The organism is Streptomyces sp. P5F9, assembly GCF_057961495.1.
Genome location: NZ_JBXVPZ010000185.1, coordinates 1 through 18147 on the forward strand (window position 1 = coordinate 1; position 18147 = coordinate 18147).

20 protein-coding genes are annotated in these 18147 nt (G+C 70.1%); 17 read left to right on the forward strand and 3 right to left on the reverse strand.

What is annotated here, in order from left to right:
* The 8 genes from AC31A1_RS26695 to AC31A1_RS26730 form a co-directional block, all read left to right on the forward strand.
* Positions 1-1275, forward strand: a 1275-nt coding sequence (locus AC31A1_RS26695) for a thiolase family protein (protein ID WP_489655768.1), incomplete at its 5' end; no start/stop codon positions are given.
* A complete protein-coding gene (locus tag AC31A1_RS26700; protein WP_489655769.1) occupies positions 1272-2204 on the forward strand; it encodes an alpha/beta fold hydrolase in 933 nt (310 codons plus the stop codon). The genes AC31A1_RS26695 and AC31A1_RS26700, both read left to right, overlap by 4 nt.
* On the forward strand, positions 2201-2830 hold the full coding sequence (locus tag AC31A1_RS26705) for a DoxX family protein (RefSeq protein ID WP_489655770.1): 630 nt from the start codon (positions 2201-2203) through the stop codon (positions 2828-2830). The genes AC31A1_RS26700 and AC31A1_RS26705 overlap by 4 nt, the downstream gene beginning before the upstream one ends.
* Positions 2830-3675, forward strand: coding sequence for an NAD(P)-dependent oxidoreductase (locus AC31A1_RS26710; RefSeq protein ID WP_489655771.1), 846 nt, complete (start codon positions 2830-2832; stop codon positions 3673-3675). The genes AC31A1_RS26705 and AC31A1_RS26710 overlap by 1 nt, the downstream gene beginning before the upstream one ends.
* Positions 3676-3751: 76 nt before the next feature.
* Entirely contained in the window at positions 3752-5053 is a 1302-nt protein-coding gene (locus AC31A1_RS26715) for a cytochrome P450 (RefSeq protein WP_489655772.1), read from the forward strand.
* Complete coding sequence (locus tag AC31A1_RS26720) at positions 5050-5238, forward strand: ferredoxin (RefSeq protein ID WP_405836079.1); 189 nt, start codon at positions 5050-5052, stop codon at positions 5236-5238. The genes AC31A1_RS26715 and AC31A1_RS26720 overlap by 4 nt, the downstream gene beginning before the upstream one ends.
* Positions 5239-5262: 24 nt before the next feature.
* Positions 5263-5490: a DUF1330 domain-containing protein gene (locus AC31A1_RS26725; protein WP_489655773.1), complete on the forward strand. Its 228-nt coding sequence runs from the start codon at positions 5263-5265 to the stop codon at positions 5488-5490.
* A gap of 111 nt (positions 5491-5601) precedes the next feature.
* Complete coding sequence (locus AC31A1_RS26730; RefSeq protein WP_489655774.1) at positions 5602-6174, forward strand: TetR/AcrR family transcriptional regulator; 573 nt, start codon at positions 5602-5604, stop codon at positions 6172-6174.
* Here AC31A1_RS26730 and AC31A1_RS26735 read toward each other — a convergent pair.
* From AC31A1_RS26735 to AC31A1_RS26745, 3 genes are read right to left on the reverse strand one after another with little or no spacing between them, the layout of a single operon-like run.
* Entirely contained in the window at positions 6140-6937 is a 798-nt protein-coding gene (locus AC31A1_RS26735) for an alpha/beta hydrolase fold domain-containing protein (RefSeq protein WP_489655775.1), read from the reverse strand. The two genes, AC31A1_RS26730 and AC31A1_RS26735, sit on opposite strands and share 35 nt — an antisense overlap.
* On the reverse strand, positions 6930-7649 hold the full coding sequence (locus tag AC31A1_RS26740) for an enoyl-CoA hydratase/isomerase family protein (protein ID WP_405945763.1): 720 nt from the start codon (positions 7647-7649) through the stop codon (positions 6930-6932). The genes AC31A1_RS26735 and AC31A1_RS26740 overlap by 8 nt, the downstream gene beginning before the upstream one ends.
* 4 nt (positions 7650-7653) lie before the next feature.
* Positions 7654-8694: a 2Fe-2S iron-sulfur cluster-binding protein gene (locus AC31A1_RS26745; protein WP_489655776.1), complete on the reverse strand. Its 1041-nt coding sequence runs from the start codon at positions 8692-8694 to the stop codon at positions 7654-7656.
* 64 nt (positions 8695-8758) lie between these two features.
* Between AC31A1_RS26745 and AC31A1_RS26750 the strand changes: the two genes are divergently transcribed.
* The 9 genes from AC31A1_RS26750 to AC31A1_RS26790 form a co-directional block, all read left to right on the forward strand.
* A complete protein-coding gene (locus AC31A1_RS26750) occupies positions 8759-10297 on the forward strand; it encodes an AMP-binding protein (RefSeq protein WP_489655777.1) in 1539 nt (512 codons plus the stop codon).
* 35 nt (positions 10298-10332) lie between these two features.
* The gene (locus tag AC31A1_RS26755; RefSeq protein WP_033282959.1) at positions 10333-11511 is read left to right on the forward strand and encodes an amidohydrolase family protein; all 1179 of its coding nucleotides are present in this window, start codon (positions 10333-10335) and stop codon (positions 11509-11511) included.
* Positions 11508-12935: a FadD3 family acyl-CoA ligase gene (locus AC31A1_RS26760; protein ID WP_489655778.1), complete on the forward strand. Its 1428-nt coding sequence runs from the start codon at positions 11508-11510 to the stop codon at positions 12933-12935. The genes AC31A1_RS26755 and AC31A1_RS26760 overlap by 4 nt, the downstream gene beginning before the upstream one ends.
* Positions 12932-14533 (forward strand): methylmalonyl-CoA mutase family protein, encoded by a 1602-nt coding sequence (locus tag AC31A1_RS26765; protein ID WP_489655779.1) that lies wholly within the window; start codon positions 12932-12934, stop codon positions 14531-14533. Before AC31A1_RS26760 ends, AC31A1_RS26765 begins: the two co-directional genes overlap by 4 nt.
* On the forward strand, positions 14533-14931 hold the full coding sequence (locus AC31A1_RS26770; protein WP_200711216.1) for a cobalamin B12-binding domain-containing protein: 399 nt from the start codon (positions 14533-14535) through the stop codon (positions 14929-14931). Before AC31A1_RS26765 ends, AC31A1_RS26770 begins: the two co-directional genes overlap by 1 nt.
* Positions 14932-14977: 46 nt before the next feature.
* The gene (locus AC31A1_RS26775; protein ID WP_489655783.1) at positions 14978-15919 is read left to right on the forward strand and encodes an LLM class F420-dependent oxidoreductase; all 942 of its coding nucleotides are present in this window, start codon (positions 14978-14980) and stop codon (positions 15917-15919) included.
* Complete coding sequence (locus AC31A1_RS26780; RefSeq protein WP_489655780.1) at positions 15916-16974, forward strand: CaiB/BaiF CoA transferase family protein; 1059 nt, start codon at positions 15916-15918, stop codon at positions 16972-16974. The genes AC31A1_RS26775 and AC31A1_RS26780 overlap by 4 nt, the downstream gene beginning before the upstream one ends.
* Positions 16971-17426: a VOC family protein gene (locus tag AC31A1_RS26785; RefSeq protein WP_489655781.1), complete on the forward strand. Its 456-nt coding sequence runs from the start codon at positions 16971-16973 to the stop codon at positions 17424-17426. The genes AC31A1_RS26780 and AC31A1_RS26785 overlap by 4 nt, the downstream gene beginning before the upstream one ends.
* On the forward strand, positions 17423-18147 hold a 725-nt coding region (locus AC31A1_RS26790), incomplete at its 3' end, for an SDR family oxidoreductase (RefSeq protein ID WP_489655782.1). The genes AC31A1_RS26785 and AC31A1_RS26790, both read left to right, overlap by 4 nt.

An 18147-nucleotide genomic window follows, 5' to 3' on the forward strand; every position in this document is an offset into this window, starting at 1 on the left:
GCCGAGGCCGGTGACCGCGACCACCCGGCCACCGACCCCCTGCCGCTCGCCGAGGTCGAGACCCATCAACTCGCCCGCCGCGTACGGCCGATGGTGACCACGGAGAAGTTCGAGGACAAGGTCGCGGTCACCGGCCTCGGCATGTCCGAGATCGGCCGCCGACTCCTGGTCCCACCGGTGTCCCTGACCGTCCAGGCCTGCGAACGCGCCATCGCCGACGCCGGCCTCACCGTCGACGACATCGACGGGCTCGCCACCTACCCGGGCGCCGGTGCCGCATACGGCGGCTTCGGCGAAGGAGGCGTGACCGCCCTGGAGTCCGCACTCGGCCTGGAACCGACCTGGTACAACGGCGGCAGCGAGACCTTCGGCCCCTGCGGCTCACTCATCTCCGCGATGCTCGCCGTCGCCGGCGGCCTGGCCCGCCATGTGCTGTGCTTCCGCACGGTCTGGGAGGCGTCGTACGGCGACCTCGTGCGCCGCGGCCGGATCGCCCAGGCCCCGCCGCGCCAACTGGACGGCTGGATGAAGCCGTTCGGAGCCATCTCGGCCGCCCACACCCTCGCGCAGAACGCCCAACGCCACTTCCACCGCTACGGCACCACCCGCGAAACCCTCGGTTGGATCGCCCTCAACCAGCGGGCCAACGCGGCACTCAACCCCACCGCGATCTACCGCGACCCGATGACGATGGACGACTACCTGGGCGCCCGCCCGATCACCACCCCGTTCGGCCTCTACGACTGTGACGTCCCCTGCGACGGAGCGGTCGCCGTGATCGTGTCGGCGGTGGACGCGGCCAGGGACCTCGCCCAACCACCCATATTCGTCGAGGCAGTCGGCACCCAGATCCTGGAACGGCTCGAATGGGACCAGAGCACGCTCACCCACGAACCCCAAGTCCTCGGCCAGTCCGCCCACCTGTGGTCACGGACCGCGCTGCGCCCCCAAGACGTCGACGTGGCCGAGCTGTACGACGGCTTCACCTTCAACTGTCTCTCCTGGCTGGAGGGGTTGGGGTTCTGCGGCATCGGCGAGGCCAAGGACTTCCTGGACGGAGGCAAGAACATCGCACGGGACGGCGTACTGCCCCTGAACACCCACGGCGGACAGCTCTCCCACGGCCGCACCCACGGCATGGGACTCGTCCACGAGGCGATCACCCAACTGCGCGGCACGGCCGGACCACGCCAGATACCGGACGCGCGGGTCGCGGTGGCGAGCAGCGGCGGACTCACCCCGAGCGGCGTCATCCTCTTCCGGGCGGACGGATGAACTCCCGTACCAGGGAGGTCGTTTCGCGCGTCGTCGACATCGACGGCATCCCCATGTCCGGGCTGCTGTGCGAGGTCCGCAACCCGCGCGCGGTCGTCGTCGCCCTGCACGGGGGAGCGGTGACGTCGGGCTACTTCGACTACCCGGACCAGCCCCGGCTGTCCCTCCTGCGCACCGCGGCGGCTCTCGACTTCACCGTAGTCGCCATCGACCGTCCCGGATACGGCAGTTCGGCTCCGCACAGCGAGACCATGACGTCCCCCGCACGACGCGTCGACCTTGCCTACGGAGCGGTGGACCGGCTGCTCGCCTCGCGTCCACGCGGAGCGGGACTGTTCCTCTGGGCGCACTCGATCGGCTGCGCTCTGGGCGTGCACATGGCCGGCGACGAACGCCGGAACGACCTTCTCGGCCTGGAGATCGCCGGTACCGGACGCCACCACGCGCCCGGCGCCGTCGACATCCTCGACTTCAGGCGGCGCGACCCGGCCGTACCGAGACGGTCCGGACCCGGCCTGCGCGACCTGCTGTGGGAGCCGTCGCGCCTGTACCCGGACGAGGTCATCGGCGCGCCCCGGATCCAGTCACCCGGGCCGCCGTACGAGGCGACCGTCGCCCGCCGCTGGCCACGGGAGTTCGCCGAAGCCGCTGCCCGGGTACGGATTCCCGTCCACTACACGCTCGGTGACCACGAACGCGTGTGGAGCCCCGGGCCCGAGGCCATGGCCGACATCGCGAGCCTGTTCACCGACTCCCCGCGGGTCGTCACCGACGAACAGGCCGACAGCGGCCACAACTTGAGCATCGGGCACACCGCGACCGGATACCACCTGAAGATCCTCTCGTTCGTCGAGGAGTGCGTTCTCGGATACGAGAACGGCGGATACGACAACGACGGGGTCGACCGTCTGCCGAGGAGGGCCGGATGAGTGACGCCGACGTCGCGGTACTGCTGCTCGTACGCGTGACCGTAGGGCTGATCATGATCATGCACGGGCTCAACCACTGGCGCGGCGGCGGCCGCATCGAGGGCACCGCACGCTGGTTCACCGGACTCGGCCTGAGACAGGGCGTGTTGCAGGCGTGGATGAGCGTGCTCACCGAGGTCGGCGCGGGCATCCTGCTCGTCCTCGGCCTGCTCACCCCGCTGGCCTGCGCCGCCGTGATCTCCGTGATGCTGGTGGCGGGGCTGCTCGCCCACCGGCCCAACGGGTTCTTCGTCTTCAAGGACGGCTACGAGTACGTCCTCACGCTCGCCGTCGTCGCCCTGGCCCTCGCGGTACTGGGCCCCGGCCGCTGGTCCCTCGACCACGCGGCCGGCATCGACCTGACCGGCTGGACCGGCGGCGGCATCGGGCTGGGCGCGGCTGTCGTGGCGACCGGGGGACTGCTGGGCACGTTCTGGCGACCGGAGCCGAAGGCTGACGCGGAGCCCGAAGCCGATGCCGACGCCGAGTCCGACGCCGAGTCCACAGCGGACGCCGAGCCTCAGAGGCCCGGCGCGGAGCCGGAGTCCGAGAACACCCCCGATTCGGTCGAGCAGGAGGCCCGCTGATGCGCGTCGGATTCATCGGGCTGGGCAGCCAGGGCGCTCCCATGGCGCGCCGGATCGTCGAGGCGGGCTTCGCCACGACACTCTGGGCGCGCCGCCCGGCAACGCTCGCCGCGTTCGCGGACACGGCGGCGCAGCGGGCCACGTCCCCCGTCGAACTGGCTGCCGCCAGCGACCTGGTGTGCGTCTGTGTCGTCGACGACGCCGACGTCGAACAGGTCGTCACGGGCGAACAAGGCGTGCTGAGAGGACTGCGCCGGGGCGGGGTGATCGCCGTACACAGCACGGTCCACCCCGACACGTGCCGACGGCTCGCCGAGCGCGCCAAGGTGCACGGCGTCTCCGTGGTCGACGCACCCTTCAGCGGTGGCGGAAAGGCGGCGGCCGAGGGCCGGCTGCTGGTGATGGCCGGCGGCGAGTCCGGCACGGTCGCCTACTGCCGCAAGGTGTTCGAGACGTTCGGCGATCCGGTCGTCCACATGGGCACGCTCGGCTCCGGACAGATCGCCAAACTCCTCAACAACCTTTTGTTCACCGCCAACTTGGCGACCGCGGCCGACACACTGGCCCTGGCACCGGAGTTCGGCATCGACCGAGGTGCCCTGGCCGAAGTCGTCCTGCACGGCAGCGGATCGAGCTTCGCGCTCGACCGCGTGAAGGCCGCCGGCGGGACGCTCGACCGTCTCGCTGAGCGCGCCGGACCGCTGCTCCGTAAGGACGTGAGGCTGCTGGCCGACCTCGCCGACGCGGCGGGCGCCGCGACGGGCACCGTGCTGACGGCGGCCGACGCGGCCCTCGACCACATGGGCCAGGGACGTCTGACGGCACCCACAACTCCCTCTCCATGAAAGGGAAAACGACCTTCTCGCCACCGGAGAACATTGATATCGTCGCTCGTCGTCAGACTGGTGACGGAAGGGAACCGTGCACACCGTGAAGGACTTCGAGGCGATCGACTTCTTCCAGGACGACGAGGTCGTCGCGGACCCCTATCCCTACTTGGCGGCCCTGCGCGGGAAGTGCCCGGTGCAACGCGAGAGCCACCACGACGTGACGATGGTGACCGGGTACGACGAGGCGATACAGGTCCTCAACGACTCCGACACCTTCTCGTCCTGCATCTCGGTGACGGGCCCCTTCCCCGGGTTCCCGGTCCCGCTCGTCGGCGACGACGTGAGCGCGCTGATCGAGCGGTACCGCGACCAGCTCCCGATGAGCGACCAGCTGCCGACGCTCGACGCGCCCATGCACACGGACCACCGCGGACTGTTGATGCGGCTGATCACCCCGCGCCGCCTCAAGGAGAACGAGGCGTCGATGTGGCACCTCGCCGACGCCCAGCTGGACGCGTATCTCGCCGCCGGCGAGGGCGACTTCATCAGCGGGTTCGCCGGTCCCTTCACCCTGAGGGTCATCGCCGATCTGCTCGGTGTGCCCGACGAGGACCGCAACACGTTCGTGGAGGGTCTTGAGCACCAGCCGCGGGGCGGCATCGGGAGCACGGACGGCGAGGTGGCGCACTCGCCCCTGGAGTACCTGTACGGGCAGTTCTCGGCCTATGTCGAGGAGCGCCGCCGCGAACCCCGCGAGGACGTGATCACGGGTCTCGCCACCGCGAAGTTCGCCGACGGCTCGCCCCCCGACGTCGCCGACGTGGCCCGTGTCGCCACCAACCTCTTCGCGGCCGGTCAGGAGACCACCGTCCGGCTGCTGAGCAACGCGCTCAAGCTGATCGCCGAAGACCCCGATCTGCAGCGGCTGTTGCGCACCGAGCGCGACCGCATCCCGAACTTCATCGAGGAGACGCTGCGCACCGAGAGCCCCATCAAGGGCGACTTCCGGCTGTCCCGCGTCCCGTCCTCGGTCGGCGGCGTCGACATCCCCGCCGGCACCACCCTCATGGTCGTCAACGGCGCCGCGAACCGCGACCCGCGCCACTTCGAGGACCCGGAGACCTTCGACCCGGCCCGCGCCAACGCCCGTCACCACCTCGCCTTCGGCCGCGGCCCCCACACCTGCCCGGGCGCCCCGCTGGCCCGCGCCGAGGCCCGGGTGGGCATCGAGCGCATGCTCGACCGTACGACGGACATCAGGATCTCGGAGAGCGTGCACGGCCCTGCCGACGCGCGGAACTTCCGTTACCTGCCGACGTACATCCTGCGCGGACTCACCCATCTCAACCTGGAGTTCACGCTCGTCGAGGAGTCCGAGGAGCCGGCCCGATGAAAGCCGTCGTCGACACGGACCGTTGCCGGGGTCACGGGATCTGCTGGTCGATCTGCCCCGAGGTGTTCGACCTGACCGACGACGGGTACGCCGAGGTGCTGACCCCCGAGGTCCCCGCCGAGTACGAGGAACAGGTCCGCACCGCCATCGGCAGCTGCCCCGAGCGGGCGATCACAGTGAGCTGAGGAGAACCGGATGCCGGTGCGTCGATGGCCCAGGGCGGCGCGTCCGTCCTCGCGGTCGACGGCAGTCCGCAGCTCCTCGAAGGCGAGTGGCACGGCGACCGGACCGTCGTTCTCGAATGTGAGAGCGTCGAAGCGGCGCGTGCGTGGTACGAGTCGGAGGCGTACGAGCGGGCGAAGCCCCTGCGGCAGGCCGCGGCCGACACGAACGCCGTGATCACCGCAGGCTTCGAGCCGCCGTCCCGGGGCGCGTGAGAACGAACGAAGCCTGACCCCGGAAGGGCAATGCCATGGCCGGAAGGGTCGCCCGATCGCGACGGCAACCGTAATGTCACCTGGGTGTTGCCGTGGTGGAAGGGGTGCTCAATGACGACGGCCCGACACGAGGAGATTCTTGTCGCCGCGCTGGGGGTGTTCGCCGAGCGGGGCTACAAGAAGGCATCCATCGACGCCGTGGCCGAGCGCGCCGGCCTGACCCGACAGGGCGTACTGCACTACTTCCCCAGCAAGAAGCGGCTTCTCCTCGCCCTCGTCCAGCTCCGCGAGGACCTCGCCCGCGAGCACCTGGCCGCCCTGCACACGGACACCGGCAAGGATCTGCCCGGGCTGCTCGCCGAGGTCATCACCTACGACCACAAGAATCCCGGTCTCGCCCAGATACACAGCGTTCTCGTGGCCGAGGGCGTCACCGGCAGCGACGAGGCACAGCGGTTCTGCCACGACTACTACCGGTCGATCCAGGACCACACCGTCGAGCACCTCACCGCGCTCTACGGTGATCGCGTGCCCAGCGGCCTGACCCCCCGAGCCGCCGCCACCGCCGTGGTGGCGATGCTCGAAGGGGTCCAGCAGCAGTGGATGCTCGACGAGGAGCAGACCGACTACCCCGAGATCATCCGCGATGTCATGGGCGTGCTGCTCGGGCCCGCGCCTGTATGAAATCGGCCATCGCCGTCACGCTCTCGGGATGCAGACTCACCGCGTCCGGCCGTACCCGCAGGTCCACCGTGACGCCGGAGTGGGCCGCGCGGGCCGCGAACGACAGGGAGTCGTCCAGCAGCGGATCGGTACCGGCGACCAGGAGCTGGATCGGCGGCAGCCCGTGCAGGTTGGCGTGCAGCGGGCTCAGCAGCGGGTTGGTCCGGTCGGCGCCGCCCGCGAACCGGGCCGCGTGCAGCCGGAGTTCGTCGATGTCGAAGCCCGGATCGGCGGCCGCGTTGAACAGCAGACTCGGCGCGTCCAACGTCAGATCGAGCAGCGCCGACATCAGCACCGCACACTCCGGCTCCGGCGCCCCCATGTCCCGCAGCCGCACCAGCAAGGAGGCCGCGAGGCCGGCCCCCAACCGCTCACCGGCCAGCGCGACCGGCCCACGGGCCTGACACGAGCTGTATACGGCGTGCACGTCGTCCAGCGCCCCCGGGAACGACGACCGGTACCGCGGGCACACCACAACTGCCCCTGTCCGCAGGGCGAGTCGCTCGGCCAGGTCCACCGCCGGCTCCGGCGAACCCGACAACTGCCGGTCCCCGTGCAGATACAGGACGACGAGATCGCTCGCGTCCGGCGGCCGTACGATCGGCCCCACCGGGCTCGACTCGACCCGCACCCGCCCGTCACCGGCCGCCGCACGGTCCGTGTCCGCCCTTACGTCGGCCAGGTCGGTGGCCGCTCCGGTCGCCCCAACTCGTGTGTCACCCACGGGACATCACCCTCTCCGCTGCCTGCCAGTGCTCGTCGGACACCCAGAGGCGGGCGAAGGCGCGGGCCGCCTCCTCCTCCGGGACGGCTCCGCTCATCACGCGTTTGATCTCCCGCGCCGGATTGGTCGCGAGGGATCTGGCGAGGGTGCGCCAACCCTCGGCGAACTCGGCGCGCGGCAGCACCAGTTCGAGCAGTCCCACGCGTTGGGCCTCGGCCGCGTCGAGGACCGTCCCGGCGCCGGCGAGCATCAACGCCCGTCCCTTGCCGACGAGTTGGGCCAGGCGTTCGGCACCGCCCCACGCGGGCATGATGGCCAGGGCCACCTGGTTGAAGCCGATCCTGATGTCGTCGGCGGCGACTCGGATGTCGGCGGCCACCGCGACCTCGGCGCCGCCGCCGAACGCGTGCCCGTTCAACGCGGCGATCACCGGTCCGGGGAAGGCCGCGATGCGATCGCAGATCCCCCTCATCCGCAGGGCCATGGCCATCGCGTCCTCCTCGGTCCGGATCGCGCTCAGCTGTTTCAGGTCCCCGCCGGAGACGAACGCCCGGTCGCCGGCGCCCGTGACGACCAGGGCCTTGGCGCCCGCGGCCGCGTCGAGCGCCTTGTCCAGTTCGTCCATCGTGGTCGGGGCGATGGCGTTGCGGGCGTGCGGCCGGTCGATGGTGACGACCGCCAGGCCCTCGTCGAGTTCGAGATCCACGTCCATGGCCTCAGTCCTCGTATTCGACAGTGACGTGCGGTGTGGCCGGCTCGCCCTGGCAGGTCAGGACCCAGCCCTCGGCGATCTCGTCCTCGTCGAGCGCGTTGTTGACGCGCATCTTGGCCTCGCCCGCGGTGACGTGGGCGATGCAGGTGGCGCAGTTGCCCGCCTCGCAGGAGAACGGCGGAGCCAGACCGGCCCGACGCGCGCTCTCCAGAAACGTCTCGCCGGAGCGCTGCGCGAGCGTGTGCCGCTTGCCGGAGAGCACGAGCGTGAGGGTGCCGTCCTGTCCGGTGGGCTCCTCGGGTTCCTGCCCGGGGTTCTCCTGGAGCGGGCCCTCGGCGGCGGTCTGCGCGAACCGCTCGACGAAGATCCGCTCCGGGGCGACTCCGTGGGCGAGAAGCGCGTTCTCCACCAGCTCCATGAAGGGCGCGGGCCCGCAGAGGTAGAAATCCGCGTTCGGGTCGTCGCCCGCGAACTCCCGTACCTGGTCCGCGGTGACGAACCCCTGCCGGTCGTCGAGGTGGTGCCGGACCTCGAACCGGTCCGGGTACCGCGCGGTCAACTCGCCCAGCGCGGCGGCGAAGATGACGGAGTCGGCGTCTCGGTCGGCGGCCAGCACCCGCACCGGGCGCCCGGTGCCGGCCAGCGCCGACTTGGCGAGCGACAGGACCGGCGTGATCCCGCTGCCCCCGCAGAACGCCACGACCGGTGCGGCCAACTCCCGCGCGCCGCCCGCCTCGTCGCCCTCCCGCAGACAGAACACCCCTGCCGGCAGCGTGGTTTCGACGACATCGCCGGGTGCGAGATGGTCGTGCATCCAGTTGGACACCAGACCCCCCGGAACCCGCTTCACCGTCGTCATCAACTCGGTGTCCGTCTCCGGCGAACTGGACATGGAGTAACTGCGCAGCGTGCCACAGGCCTTGATCGTCACGAACTGGCCCGCCCGGTAGGGGAAGGGCGCGTCGAGTACGTACGTCCGTGTGTCGGGCGTCTCCTGGATGATCCGTGTGATCCGCGCCGGGTGGAACCCGTGGTCTCGTCCCATGTATGGAATTTACCTTCTCGCTCTGAGAGAGTGCAATTCTCAATGACGAGAGGAAGTTCCTGTCGTGCGAACGATCCCCGCTGAACTCGTCAACCGCTATGAGGCGGAGGGCTGGTGGACCAGTGAGACGATCGGTGACCTGCTGACGCGGGGACTGACGGCCGCCCCGGGGGCCGTGTTCCGTGTGCACTCGGCGGTGCGCCCCTGGGAAGGGACGTTCGGCGAGGTCGAGTCGACCGCCCGCCGACTGGCTGCGGGACTGCGCGAGCGGGGCATCGGCCCCGGTGACGTGGTGGCCCTCCAACTGCCCAACTGGATGGAGGCGGCGGCGGTCTTCTGGGCATCGGCCTTCCTCGGCGCGGTCGTGGTCCCGATCGTCCACTTCTACGGCCGCAAGGAAGTCGGCTACATCCTGGACACCGTCCAGCCCAAGGTCTTCGTCACCGCCGAACGGTTCGGGCATCTCCACTACGACCCCGAGCTGAGCGCGAAGATCCCCGTGGTGGGCGTCGTGGGGCGGGACTTCGACGAGCTGCTCGCCGACGAACCTCTCGTCGGCGTCGTACCGACGGACCCGTCAGGACCCGCGCTGATCGCCTTCACCTCGGGAACGACGCGAGACCCCAAGGGAGTTGTGCACAGCCACCGCACCCTGGGCTTCGAGACCCGCCAACTGGCCGGCCGCTACCCGCCCGACCGGGGCGACCAGCTGACTTCCGCACCCGTCGGCCACTTCATCGGCATGGTGAACGCCTTCCTGATCCCCGTCCTCGACGGCAGCCCGGTGAACCTCGCCGACACCTGGGACCCGGGCCTCGCCCTGGAGTTGATGGCCCGCGACGGCCTCACCGTCGGGGGCGGCGCCGCCTACTACATGACGAGCCTCCTCGACCACCCCGACTTCACGCCCGGCCACCTCACGTGCATGAAATACGCGGGCCTCGGCGGCGCGGCCGTACCGAACGCGGTGACCAGGCGCCTCGCCGACCTCGGCATCACGGTCTTCCGGGCCTACGGCAGCACCGAGCACCCCTCGATCACCGCCTCGGCCCACACCGCGCCCGAGGACAAGCGGCTCCACACCGACGGGGAGGCGCTGGCCGGAGTGGAGATCCGGCTGGCCGAGGACGGCGAGATCCTCAGCCGCGGCCCGGACCTGTGCCTCGGCTACACCGACCCGGTCCTCACCGAGCGGGCCTTCGACTCTGACGGGTGGTACCGCACCGGCGACATCGGTGAGTTCGACGAGGACGGCTACCTGACCATCACCGACCGCAAGGCGGACATCATCATCCGCGGCGGCGAGAACATCGGCGCGCTGGAGGTGGAGGAGGTTCTCCTCGCCCTGCCGGCCGTCGCCGAGGCCGCGGTCGTGGCCGCCCCGGACGCCCGCCTCGGAGAGCACGCGGCAGCCGTCGTACGGCTGCGGCCCGGCCACCCCGAACCCACCCTCGACGGCCTGCGCGCCCACTTCGCCGCGGCGGGCCTGGCCCGGCAGAAGTGGCCGGAGGAACTGCACGTCGTCGAGGACTTCCCGCGGACCGCCAGCGGCAAGGTCCAGAAGTTCGTTCTCCGCAAGGACATTGCCGCCCATCAAGAGTGAGAATATGATTCTCGCAATCTGCGAAGGAGGATCTCATGCCATCGCGCGTGCCGCCGTATCCACTGTTCGACGCGGACAACCACCTGTACGAGACGGAGGATGCGCTCACCCGGTACCTGCCCAAGCAGTACGCGAGCGCCATCCAGTACGTGCAGGTGAAGGGCCGTACGAAGATCGCCATCCGCGGTCAGATCAGCGACTACATCCCCAACCCCACCTTCGAGGTCGTCGCCCGGCCCGGCGCGTGGGAGGACTACTTCCGCGAGGGGAACCCGGAGGGCAAGTCCCACCGGGAGCTGTTCGGCGAACCGATGCGGTCGATCCCCGCGTTCCGCGAGCCCGGGCCGCGCCTGGCGCTCATGGACGACCTGGGCATCCAGCAGACCCTGATGTTCCCGACCCTCGCCAGCTTGGTCGAGGAACGGATGCGGGACGACCCGGAGTTGATCCATGTCGTCGTGCACGCCCTCAACCAGTGGCTGCACGAGACCTGGCAGTTCAATTACAAGAACCGCATTTTCACCACCCCGGTGATCAGCCTGCCGATCCTGGACAAGGCGATCGCCGAGCTGGAGTGGTGCCTTGAGCGCGGAGCGCGGGCGATTCTGATCCGGCCCGCCCCGGTCCCCGGATACGGCGGATCGCGCTCCTTCGCACTGCCGGAGTTCGACCCGTTCTGGAAGCGGGTCGAGGAGGCGGGCGTGCTCGTCGCCATGCACTCCTCCGACAGCGGCTACTCGCGCTACTCCAGCGACTGGGAGGGCAAGAGCCAGGAGATGACGCCGTTCCAGGCGCAGGTCTTCCGGATGATGTCCGAGTGGCGCCCGGTCACCGACGCGGTCGCGTCCTGGGTCTGCCACGGAGCCCTGTTCCGCTTCCCGGAACTGAAGGTCTCGGTCATCGAGAACGGCTCTTCCTGGCTGCTGCCGCTGCTCGACCAGCTGGGCAGCACCTACAAGAAGCAGCCGAAGGGCTTCCTGGGCGACCCGGTCGAGGAGGTCAGGAAGCGGATCCACATCAGCCCGTTCTGGGAGGAGGACATGGCCGCCCTCTCCGAGGTCGTCGGAGTCGAGCGCGTCCTGTTCGGGTCCGACTACCCGCACCCCGAGGGGCTGGCCGACCCGGTCTCCTACATCGACGCGCTCCAGGGCATGAAGGAGGCCGACCAGGCCAAGATCATGGGCGGCAACCTCGCCCGGTTGATCGGCGTATGACCTGGGAGAGCATCCCGCAGATGGTGCTGAGCGCGGCCGACCGCTTCGGCGACGCCGAAGCCGTGGTGGACGGCCCGCTCCGCCTCACGTTCACCGAGCTGGTCGAGCGGGTGCGTGTGGCTGCGGGTGCGTTCGCGTCGGCCGGGGTGGAGCAGGGCGACCGGGTCGCGATCTGGGCGCCCAACTCCGCCGAGTGGATCGTCGCCGCCTTCGGTCTCATGACCGCGGGCGGTGTGGTGGTGCCCGTCAACACACGGTTCAAGGCGGACGAGGCGCACGACATCATCGTCCGCAGCGGTGCGAAGGCCGTTCTCGTCCAGGAGGGCTTCCTCGGCCTGGACTTCAAGGCGCCGCCCGGGGTGCCGGTCATCGACCTCAAGTCCGGCTTCCTGGGCAGCGGTTCACCCTTCGAGCGGAAGGTGTCCGGCGACCAGGTCAGCGACATCGTCTTCACCTCGGGCACCACCGGCCGGCCCAAGGGCGTCCTGATGACCCACGCCCAGACTCTCCGGCTGTACGCGGAGTGGTGCGATCTGGCCGGGGTCAAGGAGGGCGACCGCTATCTGATCGTCAACCCGTTCTTCCACATCTTCGGCTTCAAGGCGGGCATGGTCGCCTCGCTCATCCGCGGCATGACCATGCTGCCCGTGCCCGTCTTCGACGTGGACACGGTCCTCGACCTGGTCGAGCGCGAGAAGGTTACGGTCCTGCCCGGCCCGCCCACGCTCTACCACTCACTGCTCATCGACCGCGGCACAAGAGACCTGTCCTCACTGCGCGTCGCGGTGACCGGCGCCGCCGACATCCCCGTCGAACTGATCCGCCGCGTGATGACCGAACTGCCCTTCACCTCGATCATGACCGGCTACGGCCTGACCGAGGCGGGCACCGCCACCGCCACCCGCCCCGGCGACTCCTTCGAGGACATCGCCACCACCGTCGGCACCCCCTGCGACGGCGTCGAGGTCCAAGTCGCCGACGACGGCGAGGTGTTGGTCCGCGGCTACAGCGTGATGCGCGGCTACTTCAACGACCCCGACGCCACCGCCGAAGCCATCGACCAGGACGGTTGGCTGCACACCGGAGACCTCGGCACGCTCGACGAGCGCGGCTACCTGAGGATCGTCGGACGCAAGAAGGACATGTTCATCGTCGGCGGCTTCAACGCCTACCCGGCCGAGATCGAGGGCTTCCTGATGGAACACCCGGCCGTCGCCCAGGCCGCCGTGATCGGCGTCCCCGACGGCCGGATGGGACAGGTCGGCAAGGCCTTCGTCGTCCTCCGACAGCCGCTGACCGCCGACGAGTTGATCGAGTGGAGCCGGCTCCGCATGGCCGGGTTCAAGGTGCCCCGGGCCGTGGAGTTCCGCACGGAACTGCCGCTGAACGCCACCGGAAAAGTGATGAAGGACCTCCTGCGATGACCCCTCCCACACCGCCCCAGGACGACGACCTCGTCCGGACCGCGTCCGGCCTGCCCCTCAAACCGGTCTACGGCCCCGACGACGTCGACACCCCGCCGCCCGCGCCGGGCAACTTCCCCTTCACGCGCGGCAATTACGCCACCGGCTACCGGGGACGGCTGTGGACGCTGCGCCAGTACTCCGGCTTCGGCACCGCCGAATCCTCCAACCTCCGCTACCACTACCTCCTCCGACAGGGCGGCACCGGACTCTCCGTGGCGCTCGACCTGCCCACCCAGTGCGGCTACGACTCCGACGACCCCGAAGTGGCCGAGGAAGTGGGCCGGGTGGGCGTCGCCGTCGACACGCTCGCCGACGCCGAGGTCCTCTTCGAAGGCATCCCCCTCGACAAGATCAGCACCAGCTTCACCATCAACGGAACGGCCGCGATCCTGCTCGCCTTCTACGTCGCCGCCGCCGAACGGGCGGGCGTACCACGGGCGAAACTCACCGGGACGATCCAGAACGACATCCTCAAGGAGTACGCGTCCAGGGGCACTTGGATCTGGCCCGCCGAACCGTCGCTGCGGCTCATCGCCGACACCATCGAGTTCTGCGCGGCCGAAGTACCGCGCTTCAACGCCATCTCGGTCGCCGGCTCGCACTTCCGCGACGCGGGCGCCAACGCCGTGCAGGAGATGGCGTTCACGCTCGCGGACGGGGTCACCTACTGCGACACGGTGCTGGCCCGCGGCCGTATGACGATCGATCAGTTCGCCCCGCAGGTCTCCTTCTTCTTCTACACGCACGGTGACTTCTTCGAGGAGATCGCCAAGTACCGTGCCGGACGCAGGCGTTGGGCGACCATCGTGCGCGAGCGGTACGGGGCGGACAGCGACAAGGCGGCCATGTTCCGCTTCGGGTGCGTCGCCGGAGGCGCCTCCCTCTACGCACCCCAGGCGCAGAACAACACCGTCCGCGTGGCCTACGAGGCACTCGCCTCGGTCCTCGGCGGGGTGCAGTCGATGTTCACTGCCGCCTGGGACGAACCGTTCGCGCTGCCGAGCGAGGAGTCGGCGACGCTCGCGCTGCGCACACAGCAGATTCTCGCTCATGAGACGGGCGTTGCCAGGGTCGCGGACCCGCTCGGCGGCTCGTACTTCGTCGAGGCGCTCACCGACGCCACCGAGGCCCGCATCGTCGAGATCATGGACGACCTGGAGCGCTACGGCGGCATGGTCCGCGCCATCGAGGACGGCTATCTGCAGACCCTCATCGCCGACGAGGCCTACCAGTTGCACCGCGAGGTCGAGGCCGGCACCCGGCCGGTCGTGGGCGTCAACCGCTTCGTCTCCGAGGAACCCCCGCCCGACCTCGCCACGTACGAACTGGACGCCGAAGGCCGCGACCGCCAGCTGAAACGGCTCGCCGACGTCAAGGCCACCCGCGACGCCGCCGTCGTACGGCAACGCCTCGCCGAACTGACCCGCGCCGCGGAAGGTACCGAGAACCTCATGCCCATCCTGATCGACTGCGCCAACGCCTACTGCACAGTCGGCGAGATGGTGGCCGCGCTCAAGGCGGTCTGGGGCGAGTTTCAGCAGCCGGTGGTGTTCTGATGAACTCCCGTGTACTGGTCGCCAAACCGGGGCTCGACGGACACGACCGCGGAGCCAAGATCGTCGCGCGGACACTGCGTGACGCGGGCTTCGAGGTGATCTTCACCGGGATCCGGCAGCGCGTCGACGACATCGTGGCCGTCGCCGTCCAGGAGGACGTGGCCGTCGTCGGTCTCAGCATTCTCTCCGGCGCACATCTCGCTCTCACCACCCGCGTGATCGAGGCGCTGCGCGCCACGGGCGCCGAGGACATCGCCGTCGTGGTGGGCGGCACCATCCCGCCCGCCGACGTACCGAAACTGCTTTCGGCCGGAGCCGCCGCGGTCTTCCCCACGGGCACGCCCCTCGATGCCCTTGTCACGGAGATGCGCGCCCTGACCTCAGTCACCTCGCCATGACCCGGCAGCAACCCGAAAACCTGGAGGCAGCGTGCGCATCGGAGTGATGATCGGGCCCGAGCGCGGGGATTCAGTCCGCAAGGTCACACGCATGATCGACGACGTGACATGGGCCGAGAAGGCCGGCTTCGACACCGTGTGGGTGCCGCAGATCCCGACCGACTTCGACGCGCTCACCGCCATCGCGCTGATGGGCGCGCGCACCGAGCGCATCGAACTCGGCACCGCTGTCGTCCCGTTGCAGACCCAGCACCCCATCGCCCTTGCCCGGCAGGCGATTTCGGCCCAGGCCGCGGCAGGCGGACGGCTCGCCCTGGGCCTCGGACCGTCCCACCACTGGATCATCCGGGACATGCTGGGACTGCCGTACGAGAAACCGGCCGCCTTCACCCGCGACTACCTGGACGTCCTGGACGCAGCGTTCAGGGGAACGGACATGGTCGATGTCGAGAACGACACTTTCACCGTCCACAATCCGCTCACCCTCGCCCCCGTCTCCCCGCTGCCGGTCCTGATCGCGGCCCTCGGCCCGGTCATGCTGCGCCTCGCCGGGGAACGGGCCGACGGGACCGTGCTGTGGATGGCCGACGAACGCGCCGTCGCCGAACACGTCGTCCCCCGCATCACCAAGGCCGCCGAGAGCGCCGGACGCCCGGCACCGCGGATCGTCGCGGGCATCCCGGTCTGCCTGTGCAGCACCGACCGCGTCGACGAGGCCCGCGAGCGCGCCAACCGCATCCTCGGCGAGGCCGAGATCTCGCCCAACTACCAACGGGTCCTTGAGTACGGCGACGCCCGCGACGTCGGCGACCTCTGCGCGGCGGGTGACGAGAACGCCATTGCCGCCCGCTTCAAGCGGTTCGCGGACGCCGGGGTCACCGATCTCTCCGTACGGCTGCTGCCCATCGGCGACAACCGCGACGAGCTGGTCGCCTCCAAGTACCGCACCCGCGACATGCTCGCCGCCCTCGCAGCGGACCTGCAATGATCACCGGACCGCTCGACGGCATCCGCATCCTGGAGGTCGGCCACATGCTGGCCGGCCCCTACGCCACGATGATGCTCGCCGATCTCGGCGCCGAGGTCACCAAGATCGAACCGCCCGGCGGGGACATCTCCCGCCAGGTGAGCGACGCCTACTTCGCCAGCCTCAACCGCGGCAAACGCAGCATCCGCCTCGACCTCACGACCGACGAAGGACAGGCCCGGCTCGGTGAACTCGTCGCCGACGCCCACGCGTTGCTCGTCAACCTCAAACCGTCGGCGATCCACCGGCTGGGCCTGACGTACGACGTGCTGCGCAAGTGGAACGACCGGATCGTGTGCGTCGCGCTCACCGGATACGGCCTGGAGGCGGGCGACGAGCCCGCCTTCGACTACGTGGTCCAGGCGGCCACGGGAGTCGCCGCCCTCACCGGCGACCCGGACGCGCCACCGACTCTGCCCGGCTACTCCTCGGCCGACAACTCCTCCGGCCTGACAGCCGCGTTGGGGCTTCTCGCCCAGATCGTCTCCGGGCACGGCGGCCAAGTGGAGGTGTCGCTGAGGGATGTGATGCTCTCTCAGCTCAACTACCGCGCCTCCGCCTACCTCAACGAGGGCGTGGAGCCGCGCCGACTGCCGCTCGGCGCGCACTCCTACTACGTTCCGGCCCAGCTCTTTCCCACCGCCGAGGGCTACTTGGCCCTCTTCATCACCCACGACGGCTTCTGGAAGGCCTTCGCCGCCGAGGCCGGCGTCCAGGGATTCCCCACCATGGCCGAACGCGCGGAGCGGCGGGAAGAGGTGCTTGCCGCCGTGACGGATGCCCTGACGCGCGATACCGCCGCGGCCTGGGAGGCGCGGCTGCGTCCGCTCGGGGTGCCGGCCACCGCCGTACGCACGTTGCCGCAGGCGCTGGCGGCGACGCCGGAGGCCGTGGTGACGGCCGGGGACTTCCGGCTGGTGCGCAGTTCCGTGCGGGTCGAGGGGTACGAGCCGCACTACGGGCCGCCGCCCCGCCTGGGTGAGCATGACGTTTCCGGGGTGGTGGGGGAGCCGTGAGGGCGGAGGACCAGTTCCATCTCGGGCTTGTCGTCGAGGACTTCGAGGGGACACTGGCCGAGTTCTCGGCCGCGTTCGGGTACGAGTGGTGCGCCGAGATCGGCGGGGCGGTTCCGCTGACGCTGCCGACCGGAAACGCCGTTCTCGACATCAGCTGCGCCTACTCCCGGACGCAGCCCCGACTGGAGATCGTCCGGCGTATCCCGGGAACACTGTGGGAACCGGTGGCAGGCGGGGGTGTGCACCACGTCGGCTACTGGTCCGACGACGTCGCCGCGGACGCGGCCGAACTCACCCGGCAGGGCTTCGTGACCGAGGCGAGCCGGTCCGGCTCCGGCGGTGCGCCCTTCGCCTTCCTGCGCGGCCCGAGCGGTCTGCTCGTGGAACTGGTGGACCGGGTGGCGCGGCCGGGGCTGGAGAAGTTCTGGGGGCACGGAGGAGGGGACGCATGACGAGCGTAGGCATCGCGACCGGCGCGGGGCGCGGCATGGGACTGGCCTGCGCGCGGCGGCTCACCGAACTGGTGGACACGCTGCTGCTGGTGGACCGGGACGGGTCGGCCGTGACCGCCGCGGCGAAGGAACTGGCCGCCGCGGACGGGGAGATCGAGGTCGAACCCTTCGTCCTCGACATCACCGACCCGGCCGGACTGTCCCGACTGGCCGCCCGTGTCGCCGAGTTGGGCCCCCTCAGGGCCGTCTCCCACGCCGCCGGGATCTCGCCCACCATGGCCGACTGGCGGCGCATCTTCGAGGTCGACCTCGTCGGCACCGCACGCCTGGCCGAGGTACTGCGCCCGCTCGCCACCGAGGGGACCGCGCTGGTGTGCTTCGCGTCGATGGCCCCGCTCCTCGGCAACCTGGAGGCCGATCCCGCCGTAGCGGCGATCCTCGACGATCCGCTCCGGGACGACGTTCTCGACCGGCTGCGCGAGGCCCTCGGGCCCGCCGTGGAGAACACCGGTCTCGCGTACGCGTGGGCCAAGCACGGGGTGCACCGGTTCGTACGGCGGGAGGCGGTGCGGCTCGGGCCGTACGGCGCCCGGGTGTGTTCCGTCTCGCCGGGCGTCATCGACACCCCTCAGGGACAGCGGGAGGCCTCGGCCCAGCCCGCCATGGCCGCTCTGGTGGAGCAGACGCCGCTCGGGCGGGTGGGCCGAGGCCTCCCGCTGTC

Bases quoted from the DNA above. Each gene is read 5' to 3' on its own strand.
- AC31A1_RS26705 (WP_489655770.1), top strand. From the start codon at position 2,201: ATGAGTGACGCCGACGTCGCGGTACTGCTGCTCGTACGCGTGACCGTA.
- AC31A1_RS26700 (WP_489655769.1), top strand. From the start codon at position 1,272: ATGAACTCCCGTACCAGGGAGGTCGTTTCGCGCGTCGTCGACATCGAC.
- AC31A1_RS26720 (WP_405836079.1), top strand. From the start codon at position 5,050: ATGAAAGCCGTCGTCGACACGGACCGTTGCCGGGGTCACGGGATCTGC.
- AC31A1_RS26725 (WP_489655773.1), top strand. From the start codon at position 5,263: ATGGCCCAGGGCGGCGCGTCCGTCCTCGCGGTCGACGGCAGTCCGCAG.
- AC31A1_RS26730 (WP_489655774.1), top strand. From the start codon at position 5,602: ATGACGACGGCCCGACACGAGGAGATTCTTGTCGCCGCGCTGGGGGTG.
- AC31A1_RS26755 (WP_033282959.1), top strand. From the start codon at position 10,333: ATGCCATCGCGCGTGCCGCCGTATCCACTGTTCGACGCGGACAACCAC.
- AC31A1_RS26765 (WP_489655779.1), top strand. From the start codon at position 12,932: ATGACCCCTCCCACACCGCCCCAGGACGACGACCTCGTCCGGACCGCG.
- AC31A1_RS26710 (WP_489655771.1), top strand. From the start codon at position 2,830: ATGCGCGTCGGATTCATCGGGCTGGGCAGCCAGGGCGCTCCCATGGCG.
- AC31A1_RS26770 (WP_200711216.1), top strand. From the start codon at position 14,533: ATGAACTCCCGTGTACTGGTCGCCAAACCGGGGCTCGACGGACACGAC.
- AC31A1_RS26760 (WP_489655778.1), top strand. From the start codon at position 11,508: ATGACCTGGGAGAGCATCCCGCAGATGGTGCTGAGCGCGGCCGACCGC.
- AC31A1_RS26780 (WP_489655780.1), top strand. From the start codon at position 15,916: ATGATCACCGGACCGCTCGACGGCATCCGCATCCTGGAGGTCGGCCAC.
- AC31A1_RS26740 (WP_405945763.1), bottom strand. From the start codon at position 7,649: ATGGACGTGGATCTCGAACTCGACGAGGGCCTGGCGGTCGTCACCATC.
- AC31A1_RS26745 (WP_489655776.1), bottom strand. From the start codon at position 8,694: ATGGGACGAGACCACGGGTTCCACCCGGCGCGGATCACACGGATCATC.
- AC31A1_RS26775 (WP_489655783.1), top strand. From the start codon at position 14,978: ATGATCGGGCCCGAGCGCGGGGATTCAGTCCGCAAGGTCACACGCATG.